This window comes from Cohnella luojiensis, assembly GCF_004564235.1.
Classification (GTDB): Bacteria; Bacillota; Bacilli; order Paenibacillales; family Paenibacillaceae; genus Cohnella; species Cohnella luojiensis.
The window spans coordinates 417,595-423,594 of sequence record NZ_SOMN01000001.1; the positions used below are offsets into that span (position 1 = coordinate 417,595).

Annotated in this window: 7 protein-coding genes and 1 pseudogene; all 8 read left to right on the top strand. The window is 44.5% G+C overall.

Annotated elements, in window-relative coordinates; genetic code table 11:
- Nucleotides 1-15 precede the first annotated feature (15 nt).
- Nucleotides 16-309: a stage VI sporulation protein F gene (locus tag E2980_RS01960; protein WP_276322222.1), complete on the top strand. Its 294-nt coding sequence runs from the start codon at nt 16-18 to the stop codon at nt 307-309.
- A gap of 228 nt (nt 310-537) precedes the next feature.
- Nucleotides 538-1,650: an ABC transporter permease gene (locus E2980_RS01965; RefSeq protein ID WP_135150417.1), complete on the top strand. Its 1,113-nt coding sequence runs from the start codon at nt 538-540 to the stop codon at nt 1,648-1,650.
- Nucleotides 1,651-1,676: 26 nt separating this feature from the next.
- On the top strand, nt 1,677-2,366 hold the full coding sequence (locus tag E2980_RS01970) for an ABC transporter ATP-binding protein (protein ID WP_135150418.1): 690 nt from the start codon (nt 1,677-1,679) through the stop codon (nt 2,364-2,366).
- Between the two features lie 21 nt (nt 2,367-2,387).
- Nucleotides 2,388-2,987 (top strand): TetR/AcrR family transcriptional regulator, encoded by a 600-nt coding sequence (locus E2980_RS01975; RefSeq protein ID WP_135150419.1) that lies wholly within the window; start codon nt 2,388-2,390, stop codon nt 2,985-2,987.
- Between the two features lie 19 nt (nt 2,988-3,006).
- Nucleotides 3,007-3,615, top strand: coding sequence for a class I SAM-dependent methyltransferase (locus E2980_RS01980; protein ID WP_135150420.1), 609 nt, complete (start codon nt 3,007-3,009; stop codon nt 3,613-3,615).
- Between the two features lie 100 nt (nt 3,616-3,715).
- Nucleotides 3,716-4,047 (top strand): annotated as a pseudogene (locus E2980_RS01985) (metal-sensitive transcriptional regulator).
- A gap of 20 nt (nt 4,048-4,067) precedes the next feature.
- Nucleotides 4,068-4,268, top strand: coding sequence for a copper chaperone CopZ (gene copZ / locus E2980_RS01990; protein WP_135150421.1), 201 nt, complete (start codon nt 4,068-4,070; stop codon nt 4,266-4,268).
- A 90-nt stretch (nt 4,269-4,358) separates the two neighbouring features.
- A partial coding sequence (locus E2980_RS01995; RefSeq protein ID WP_135150422.1) for a heavy metal translocating P-type ATPase occupies nt 4,359-6,000 on the top strand: 1,642 nt, incomplete at its 3' end.

The following is a 6,000-nucleotide window of genomic DNA, read 5'->3' on the forward strand; positions in this document are numbered from 1 at the left end:
GGAGCGTGATCGTCTTTGAGCCCAAGCTGGCAAAAATTCGGCATCAAGACGGAATTCGTGGAACGCATTAAAGTCAAAATGAAAAACCCGGCGACCAAGGAGCGGATCAAGGATCTGCTCGACGGGGTCACGAAATACGATTTGCAGGACCGTCCGAAGGTACGCAAATGGGTCAAACAGTTCGCGCGCATTCTCAACGAACCGCTAACCGAAACGCAGGAAGATCAATTGGTCAATTTCATCATCTCGCAAAAAATCGATCCCAATAATATGCTGCATCTGATTAAGCTCTACACGATGTTCCGTTGATAGGCAAAATAACGCTCCTGATCCCGGCACCTAACCGGGCGCAGGAGCGTTATTCATTTTGTCGCTAGGATTCTGAAACTGAATTGGATGTCGGATGATAAGAACATTGTCCGAATGTCGAAGAGTTAAAGAAAAATGGGCCTGATTCAATACGATAAGGAATTGACAAAAGGAGTAAAGTGATGTATTTTTAATTGACAAAACTGTCAATTAAAAAGGGTGAGGATAATGTGGCAATTGGCGTACAAGAATCTGAAGTTCAGAATAACCCGTTCATTGTTAACCATTCTCGGAATTCTTGCGGCAATTCAGCTTTACGTCATGATGTCCAACATCATGGGATATTTCGACCATGAGACCCAAAGGCAAATCTCAGGGATGGCGGGGCGGATCGTGGTGGAGGATAAGTCAGAAAACAATAGTTATCCACCATTGAATACAGTCATCGAGGAAAAAAGCGTCGGTCAAATTCTTCAAATTCCAGGAGTAGATCTTTCTCGCAGCAGCACTCTTTTATTTCAAACCCTAGTGCCCGCACCAGGACCGGGTATGCCGCCAAGCGTTTTGGCAGTCGGTGTGGAACCCGGAAAAGAAAATGTATATTTGGGAAATTATGAAGTAAGAGGGGATACTAGTCTTGCAGGCATCAATAATGCGATATTGGGGTTGAAGGCAGCCGAATATTACGGGGTGCAAATCGGCGATAGTATCAGTTTAAGGGATTATAAGCTCACAGTTACAGGAATTGTCGAGGATGCCGATTGGCTCATTGACGGCTCTATCCTAATTCCCCTGAAAACCTCGCAAGAAATCTTCACCCGTCCAAGTCTAATCAGCGCGGTCTTGGTAACTGCCGCTAAAGCTGATGAAGCGAAATCCATAAGTGAACAAATCAGTGCAATCCACCCCAAGTTGCGTGTTTCCTCCTCTGAGGAGCTAGCCCAAAATGCAGAAAAATTGCTAAAATCCACGCGAACTTTTTTTACAATGATCAACAGTACGGCAATTGTCATTGCGATTGTCGTCGTAACGATCGTGATGGTCATGGCCATATTCGAAAGGCGAAAAGAAATCGGTACCTTAAAAGCGATAGGCGCAACCAAACGGAAGATTATCGGCATCATCATGGCGGAAAGTCTTACCATAAGCTTGATAGGGGGGATAACTGCTCTCCCTGTATCTTTCATTCTTAATGGACTGATGTTTGGGGAATGGGTTCTAAATCCAGGCAAGTGGATCGAGACCCTTGTCGTTTCAGCGCTTGTCGGTATTTTAGCTTCATTATGGCCAGCTTGGGCTGCGCAGCGTGTCAATCCCCTTGAAAGTTTACGTTATGAATAAAACCAATCCTTAGGGAGGTGCTATACATGATAAGTGTCAATAAGGTATGGAAAACTTATGGTTCCGGAGAAACTGCTGTTCATGCCCTGCGCGGTATTGATTTGAACGTGATGAAAGGCGATTTTGTCGCATTGCTGGGTCCTTCGGGTTGCGGTAAATCCAGCTTGCTGCATCTACTCGGAGCCATGGATGTTCCGTCTAAAGGAGATATTACATTCAATGACCAGAGTCTAGGCAATCTCAACCAGAGGCAATTAGCCGAACATAGATTAATGCGAATCGGATTTATTTTTCAAACATTCAACCTTATTCCTTCGTTGACTGCAATGGAAAATGTCGCATTACCGATGAAGTTTGCAGGAGTAGGAACAAAAGAAGCGAATCATAAAGCACATCAGCTATTGGAGCAGGTTCAGTTAAGCAATAGATCGACGCACTTGCCTTCCGAGCTCTCAGGGGGACAACGGCAGAGAGTTGCTATCGCCCGGGCCCTCGGAAATAATCCGGATCTAATCTTAGCAGATGAGCCGACAGGAAACCTGGATAGCGAAAACGGAGAAATGATTATGGAGCTTCTCTTGAATTTGAATAGAGAAGGACGTACTATCGTGATGGTAACCCATAATCCGGAGTGGACCGATAAAATAAGCAGGGTTGTCCGAATGCGTGACGGAAAATTAATCGAATCACAACAACGGGAACTGCAGATAAAATAAAACAGCCGAAAGGATTTACCTATGTCTCCACGAAAAGAAGAGCAGAATAAACAAATTAGAGAAGAGCGAAGGGAGCAGCTCCTGCGCACAGCGCTTAAAGTATTTGCTAAGAAGGGATTATCTGCTACCAAAATCAACGATATCGCAACCGAAGCCGGGTCAAGCTATGGCTTGGTTTATCATTATCTGGGCACAAAGGAAGAGATCTTCACTAAACTCGTTGAAATGGCTTTGGAAGGGTCCGTAAAAGTCGTGGAAATGGCTGCTAGGCAAGATGTGTCGCCGTATGAGCAATTAAAGTGGCTAACGGAAACCATTCTAAAAGGACTCGCCGATCACGGGGCTTACTACTACCTCATTATCATTCAGGCGTTTACATCCGAAGCTGTGCCAGTTGAAGTAAAAAGAATGGTAAGTTGCACTTCTCCCACTGCAATGGAGAGTCTCATCCCAATCATCAAGGCCGGGCAACAAGCAGGTCAAATCATACAGGAAAACCCTGTAATGCTTGCTGTTGCCTACTTTGCGATGATCCAGGGTATTGCCATGCATCAGGTACAGAATAGAACAATACAACCGATTCTTCATACAGATCTCCTTTTAAGAATGTTCAGAGCCTGATTCGCAGGAGGTTTATGAGATGAGCAAAGAAAAGTTAATTCGAAAATTTGATAAACAAGCGAGATTGTATGAAGTTAGAAGAAAAAAAAAATCGGAAAGAGTATGGCGTGAAAAGCTGATCAGTTGCGCTAAAGGCCGGGTGCTAGAAGTATCTGTCGGCGCGGGAGCCAATTTTCATTATTATTCCAAAGACGTTCAAGTGACCGCAATTGATTTCAGTCCGGAGATGTTAAACAAAGCCAAACAAGCTGCCGTGGAAATCGGTATTCAAGCTGAATTCATTCACTCTGATGTTGAATCGCTCTCGTTTCCCGACGAATCATTTGACACCATTGTATCCACATTATCGTTTTGCGGATATGAAGATCCTCAAAGCGTATTGGGTGCATTTCAAAAGTGGTGCAAGCGCGATGGTCAGATTCTTTTACTGGAACACGGGATCAGTTCTAATCGAATCATCGGTGGTCTACAAACGATTGTTGATCCGCTATTCAAAAAGGTTGTCGGCTGTCGCTTAAATCGTGATATGGTTCAAATCCTTCAACAGTCCAATTTACATATTAACAAAATGGAGAATTATATGTTTGGTGCGGTTCATTTGGTCTGGGCGGCTCCAAATAAGAATTAATGAGATGCTTTAATGGAGAGTGGCATTTTAATTTTCTATGAGGATAGTTTGACATACCCTATGGGGGTATCGTATAATCGAAACAAGAGGTGACGCACAAATGGAACATTCTAATGAATTACATGACGAAGACTGTTGTTCTAGCGAAGGTGAAAGGAAAAGCCATCATTCGGATAAAATGAAATCAAATCTGATTTCCAGATTAAATCGAATCGAGGGTCAAATTCGCGGAATCAAAGGGGACTTATCGAGAAAGACACATACTGTGACGACGTCTTAAATCAAATTGCTGCCGCTCAGTCTGCACTCAATGGAGTCGGTAAGTTATTACTCGAAGGTCACATGAAGAGCTGCGTCATCGAAAGAATCCAATCTGGCGAACATGAAGTCATCGATGAGCTGCTGATAACGGTAAATAAATTAATGAAATAAACACTATGGAGGGATCTAGAATGACTAATGTTACTTTAAATGTACAGGGTATGTCTTGCGGACATTGCGTGAATTCGGTAGAAGGCGCTTTAAAAAAACTGGGTACCGACGCAAAGGTAGACCTTGCAAGCAATTCGGTAACGGTAGATTATGATGAAACCAAAGTTTCGGTTTCTGCAATCAAAGAGGCAATAGAGGATCAAGGTTACGATGTCGTATAATTTCATTCGGAGTCATCTGAAGATGGCTCCATCTTTTTGAAGATAATTATACCCTATATGGGTATATAGAAGAGGATAGAGGTGATACTCATGAGTACAGCAGAATCCGCACGAAGCGAACAAACAACTCTGCAGATCACGGGAATGACTTGCGCGGCTTGCGCAAACCGAATAGAGAAAGGGCTGACCAAGCTTGAGGGTGTATCCCAGGCCACTGTGAATTTTACATTGGAACAGGCATCTGTGAGTTATGATCCAGGTAAAGTGGACATGAGCAAGCTTGAGCAAAAAGTTCAAGATCTTGGTTATGGCACTGCGAAAGAATCGGTTGAATTTGAAATTGGCGGTATGACCTGTGCCGCTTGTGCGACTCGGATTGAAAAAGGACTCAATAAATTGCCGGGTATTCATAAAGCAACCGTGAATTTGGCATTGGAGTCCGCCCACGTAGAATTTTCTCCTTCAAGCGTTACGATTCCCGATATGATCAAGAAAGTAGATCAGCTTGGTTATAGAGCGAAACCCAAAGAGGAAGTAAAGGATGCAGGAGATCGCAAACAGCAAGAAATACGGAAACAGAAACGTAAGCTGCTGATTTCCGCTATCTTGTCCTTACCCTTATTATGGGCTATGGTGGGCCATTTCTCATTCACATCTTGGATTTGGGTACCGGAGCTCTTCATGAACCCATGGTTTCAACTGATTCTCGCGACCCCTGTTCAATTTGTTATTGGGAAACCATTCTACATCGGCGCGTATAAGGCATTGCGTAACGGCAGCGCGAATATGGACGTTCTCGTAGCGCTTGGCACTTCGGCAGCATATTTTTATAGCCTCTACTTAACCTTGCAATCAATCGGAAACGCTCACCACCAAGTGGATATGTATTACGAGACGAGTTCGGTATTAATTACCCTGATTGTTATGGGGAAGTTGTTCGAAGCGATGGCTAAGGGCCGTTCCTCGGAAGCAATCAAAACCTTGATGGGATTGCAGGCTAAGTCAGCTTTAGTCCTACGAAATGGTCAAGAAATCAGTGTACCAGTGGAAGAAGTTGTTGTTGGTGATGTATTTATCGTGAAGCCGGGAGAGAAAATTCCGGTAGACGGAGAAGTCGTTGAGGGGGTATCAGCCGTTGACGAATCGATGCTTACAGGCGAGAGCATTCCTGTCGAGAAACGTGGAGGAGATCCGGTTATCGGTGCAGCTTTGAACAAAAACGGGGTCCTGAAAATCCGAGCAACCAAAGTCGGTAAAGAGACTGCGCTCGCCCAAATTATTAAAGTCGTCGAAGAAGCGCAAGGTTCTAAGGCACCCATTCAACGAGTTGCGGATGTCATTTCGGGTATATTCGTTCCCATTGTTGTTGGAATTGCAGTGGTTACATTTCTAGTTTGGTACTTCGGAGTGGATAGTGGAAATTTCTCCGGCGCTTTAGAGAAAGCGATAGCCGTGCTTGTTATTGCTTGTCCTTGCGCGCTTGGTCTTGCAACCCCTACTTCAATTATGGCGGGCTCGGGACGTGCAGCCGAACTCGGGATATTATTCAAAGGCGGGGAACACCTTGAAACGACTCATCGAATAAACGCGATCTTGCTTGATAAGACGGGAACGGTCACCAAAGGGAAGCCGGAATTAACGGATATAGACGTCGTTCAAGAATCGAATCGCGAACAGCTGCTTGGATGGATTGGCTCCGCCGAGCGTAATTCTGAACACCCCCTTGCAGAAG

What these genes read in the sequence shown, in the direction of transcription:
- E2980_RS01965 (WP_135150417.1), top strand. Translation starts at nt 538, where the DNA reads ATGTGGCAATTGGCGTACAAGAATCTGAAGTTCAGAATAACCCGTTCA.
- E2980_RS01970 (WP_135150418.1), top strand. Translation starts at nt 1,677, where the DNA reads ATGATAAGTGTCAATAAGGTATGGAAAACTTATGGTTCCGGAGAAACT.
- E2980_RS01975 (WP_135150419.1), top strand. Translation starts at nt 2,388, where the DNA reads ATGTCTCCACGAAAAGAAGAGCAGAATAAACAAATTAGAGAAGAGCGA.
- E2980_RS01980 (WP_135150420.1), top strand. Translation starts at nt 3,007, where the DNA reads ATGAGCAAAGAAAAGTTAATTCGAAAATTTGATAAACAAGCGAGATTG.
- copZ (WP_135150421.1), top strand. Translation starts at nt 4,068, where the DNA reads ATGACTAATGTTACTTTAAATGTACAGGGTATGTCTTGCGGACATTGC.